This window comes from Dietzia sp. UBA5065 (assembly GCA_002415925.1).
Lineage (GTDB): Bacteria > Actinomycetota > Actinomycetes > Mycobacteriales > Mycobacteriaceae > Dietzia.
In genome coordinates this window covers 4,353-7,479 of the sequence record DIAZ01000108.1, presented here as the reverse complement: position 1 = coordinate 7,479, position 3,127 = coordinate 4,353, and the positions used below count along the sequence as shown (strand labels likewise).

At 69.5% G+C, this 3,127-nt stretch carries 4 protein-coding genes; 2 read left to right on the top strand and 2 right to left on the bottom strand.

Going from position 1 to position 3,127, the window contains the following annotated elements:
• Window positions 1-586 (top strand): alpha/beta fold hydrolase (locus B4M60_RS08285; RefSeq protein WP_291082130.1); only part of this gene is annotated, 586 nt, incomplete at its 5' end.
• Between the two features lie 18 nt (window positions 587-604).
• Window positions 605-1,090 carry a hypothetical protein gene (locus tag B4M60_RS08280; RefSeq protein WP_291082128.1) on the top strand — a complete coding sequence of 162 codons (486 nt, stop codon included), beginning with the start codon at window positions 605-607 and terminating at the stop codon, window positions 1,088-1,090.
• 232 nt (window positions 1,091-1,322) lie between these two features.
• On the opposite strand, the gene B4M60_RS08275 is transcribed toward B4M60_RS08280, so the two are convergent.
• Window positions 1,323-1,715, bottom strand: a complete 393-nt coding sequence (locus tag B4M60_RS08275; protein ID WP_291082126.1) for a hypothetical protein — start codon at window positions 1,713-1,715, stop codon at window positions 1,323-1,325.
• A 112-nt stretch (window positions 1,716-1,827) separates the two neighbouring features.
• A partial coding sequence (locus tag B4M60_RS08270; protein ID WP_291082124.1) for a DEAD/DEAH box helicase occupies window positions 1,828-3,127 on the bottom strand: 1,300 nt, incomplete at its 5' end.

Sequence of the window (3,127 nt, the reverse complement as noted above, 5' to 3'; positions counted from 1 at the left end):
GGTGCAGGAACACCCCGAGCTCTTCCACGCCCTGGTCACCAGCGGGCAGATGGTCAACACCACCGAGAACGACCGCATGGGATACGAGCTCGCGCTCAAGTACCTCGACGACAAGGGCGAGACCCGGCGAGCGGAGAAGCTGCGCAGCAACGGGCCGCCGCCGTACCACGGGGACAACGTGGTGCGCCCCTACGTCGCCTTCCTGGACGTTCTCAACGAGATCATGGGCACGCCCCGGTACACGCTGGTCGCGCCGCTCATCCCGTTCTTCGTCCCCGAGTACGGCTACGTCGACAAGGTCAACCACACCCGCGGTCTGATCAACTCGTTCAACGCCGTCTACCCGCAGCTCGAGGGTCTGGACTTCGCCCGTCAGGCCCCGACGCTGGAGGTGCCGGTGTTCTTCTTCGTGGGCCGCCACGACGTCAACGCCATGCCAGCGCTGGTCGAGGAGTACTACGACGTCCTCTCGGCGCCGGACAAGAACCTCATCTGGTTGGAGGGTGGTCACGGTCTGGGCAGCGCGGAGAACAAGGACGTGTTTGTGGACGTCATGCTCGAGCAGGTGCGTCCCCTGACGCAGTAGGTGGAGAGGAGCTCCGAGATGAGGTTGGCACGACCGTGGTCCACGTCCGCGCTTCTCGTCGGCATGGCGTTCTGGACGCTGTCGGCGTTAGGGGGAGGGCCCGGCCTGTTCCTCTTCCGCGACGGATCGGGTCTGGGGTTCGATCCGGAGCTGTTGGTGAACACGCCGTTCGCCGACTTCTTCGCCCCGGGTGTGATCCTCGCTCTGCTGGGTGTGGCGGGGGCCGTGGTCACCGCGCTGTTGGTCAGGGGCCTGCGCGCCCGCGGGCGCCGGGATGCCCCCTCGCCGTGGCAGTGGTACTTCGCGTTGGTGGTGGCGCTGGGGCAACTCGCGTGGATGGTGGGGGAGGTCGCCCTGCTGTGGCGGCCGGTGGCGGGGCTGCCCGGCGACCAGCGGGAGCTGTTCCACACGTTCTGGTGGGCGTTCGGTGCGGTGAGCGTGGTGAACCTGCTCCTGGTGTTCGCGCAGCCCACCCGCCGGATCCTCGGGGGACCTACCAGGTGAGACCGGCGGACCAGATCGAGGGAAGGACCGGGGCGGTGACGACGACGACGAGGGCGCTCACCTGGCACCGGCGCGCAGTGACCGGCCGGGACGCGAGGGCGTAGAGCAGGCCTTGCAACCTCGACCATGCTCCTCGACGGCGCGTTCATCGAGGAGCAGCCGGCGGGGGAGCGGACGCGGCGGCCGGCGTCGGATCGTCCTCACCCGGTGGGGGCGTGACCACGGGGCGCGACTACTCGGTCGTCGTCAGCAACCGCCGCATGCCACCGCGGGAGAGCATCAGCGCCACGATGAGCGCGGTCACCGCCCAGAAGCCGCCCAGCTGCACGGCGTCGCCGAACGCGAACGCCACCAGCTCCAAGACCAGGAACTTACTGCCCGGCAGCACCAGGAGCAGCGCGACCACGTTGACGATGCGAATCGGCAGCGGCCTCCCCGACCGGATGCGGCCCACGATCCTCTTCTTGACCAGCAGCACGATCTCCAGCACCACCTTGAGCAGGACCGCCGTCAGGAGCGCCAGCAGGAACGTCTCGGAGAGGACGGCGGGGAAGAGCTGGATGAACACGCCCAAGACGACGAGATACACCAGGACATCCACGAGGTCGATCGGACGAATCCGCACCCGCGGAGTCTATCGACAGAGCCGTCGGGAAGGACAGGGTGAGTGGCGACGACGAGGGCGTTCGTCGGAACCGGTCTGCCCGTGAGGGGAGCACGCCACGAGCGGTGTACGCCTAACCGAGTTCGTCCGCCAGTCGAGCGGCGGGGATCCAGTCGATCCCAAAGACCCGGGCCACCTCGGCAAAGGTCGAGGCGTCCGCGTCGGTGCTGGTCGCGGAGGAGATCAGGCGGGACAGCATCACCGTCCCGGCCCGCTCCTCGATCGTGCCCGCCGCGGCCAGGAGCGACCACGAGCACACCTGGTGATCCCGGTGCGCGCGGCCCATCGTCTGCTCGGCCAGGAGTCCTGAGTAGCGGGCCTGGTGGAAGAAGCCCCTGCGCGGGGTGTCGGTCGCGAACGAGCCGTCGGCGAACTGCTCGCGGGCCTGCAGGTTGATCGCGGTGGGCGTGTTGAACACCACCACCGGCGCCTCGCCCCGCTGGAACCGCATCCGCTCGGATTCGGCCTGCGGGTTCGAGCCGTAGATCCGCGCCACCGGGATCCCGTCGGCCTCGAGCATCTCGGCCACCGGGTGCGCGGCCGTGGACACCATCTCCGTGGCGATCAACACCTGGTGGCCCCGGGCGAGTTCGGCCTTGGCCGCCGCGACCGTGTGCTCGACCCGGATCATCGATGCCTTCTGGCGCAGCCGCACCAGCGCAGCCAGCCCGCGGGCGACGTTCTTGCCGGTCCTGGCCAGCCGCATCTCCCGCTGGAAGTCACCCCACTCCAGCTCGTAGGCCCGCCACTGGTCCGGGGTCAGCTCCACCAGGTCCACGTCGAAGGGCGGCGGCCCCCATGGCGCCGACCGGGTGAGCATCAGCGGCGGATCGTGCCGCAGCAGGATGTCGCGCACGTCGCCGATGGCGGCCTGCTGCACCTGTAGAGATTCCTTCGCCTCCGTGGTCCACGTCCATCTGCCGTAGGAGGTCTCCAGGGGCACGCCCCGCTCGGTCAGCGCCCGCCCGAAGTCCGCCCACCGGGCCGGCGGATCGCCGTGCACCTGCGCGAACAGCGAGGACAGGTATGCCCATTCGCCGGGGTGGTGGCCCGGGGTGGCGGTGATCGTCAGCACGAACGGGGCGTTGGCGTGCGGGGCGTCCATGCGGGTCAGTCTCCGCATGTAGCTGGTGCGCTTGCTGGCGTGCCGGAACTGGTGGGCCTCGTCGATCACCGCGACGTCCAGCTTGAGCCGCGGGCGCCCGTTCCGGGCCATGAGCTTGCCCAGGCTGTCCGAGGACATGATGATCCAGCGCAGGTCGTCGTCGCCCTGTTCGTCACCATCCAGCGCCGCGATGGTGCGCCGCCACGACGGGATGGTGATCCGCGCCGGCCGGTCCACCGTCACGAGGATCGTGCGGGCGCCGCGCGCC